Genomic DNA, 960 nt, shown 5'->3' on the forward strand with positions numbered 1-960 from the left:
CTACCGCCATCGTGATATGCTTCTTCTCCTTATCGGAGGATATTCCCTGCTGCTTACAGCCATGCTGTTGCATACCACAAGCTGGCTGTTGCGCCAGATTCGCCTACACATGCAGGAAGAATATTCCAACAGTGAAGATTTTCCGGTACGTTTTGCCGGTTTTGTCGTATTCATGCCGGTGCTGTATCTGGGAGCCGCATGGTGGCTGTTTTTTACAGGCGACCATAATTATAACATGTGGTTCCAGCTGGTCATTTCTGTCATGCACATCGTACTTTTGATACGGATATTGCATCCGCAACGAAAAGAATATCGGGAGGTGGTAGAAGAAACGGAAGAACTCATAGCGGAAAAAATAGAAACGGTACTGTCCGACCGGGGAAGCGGCAGCAGCCTGCTGTCTGTTGATGCCAAGGATGAACTGGAAGCGAAAATACGGGCAGCATTGACCGAGGACAGGCTTTACCTGAATCCGAACCTGAAAATCGGCGAACTGGCAGATGCGGTAAAGAGCAACCGGAAATATGTATCCATTGTCATGAAAGAACGTTTCGGTTCCTTTTATAAGGAACTGAACCGGCTCAGGATAGAAGCCGCAGTCCGATACCGGGAAGAACACCCTTCGGCAAGCCGTGAAGAAATTGCTACACATTGCGGTTTTTCCAATGTAAGGACTTACAGCCGAAACCTGAAATCCGGGATGCAGGACAAGAACACAGAAGGACAATTTAAGGAAATTCCCTGAATTGTCCCTCATTATGAGCATTTTCCTTGAATTGTCCTTCAAATTTTCTAAGATTGTCCTCTCACTTTCCGTTAAAATCCGCTAACTTTGCAAGCGGAATTTAGAAGCTGTTTTGAATTTATCGTGCGATGATTTGGAATGAGTTTTTGAGGCATTTCCGCTTCTGTGATGAGGAAGATAGCGGGCTATCTGACGAAGAACAGGAGCGAAAAGGA

The 960-nt window shown here is 46.1% G+C and carries 1 protein-coding gene; it reads left to right on the forward strand.

The genetic code is table 11. The features are described 5' to 3' along the window. Positions 1–745 (forward strand): helix-turn-helix domain-containing protein (locus H9625_RS17380; protein ID WP_191765580.1); only part of this gene is annotated, 745 nt, incomplete at its 5' end. Positions 746–960: the final 215 nt, after the last annotated feature.

The sequence above is a fragment of the Phocaeicola intestinalis genome (assembly GCF_014837065.1).
Lineage (GTDB): Bacteria > Bacteroidota > Bacteroidia > Bacteroidales > Bacteroidaceae > Phocaeicola > Phocaeicola intestinalis.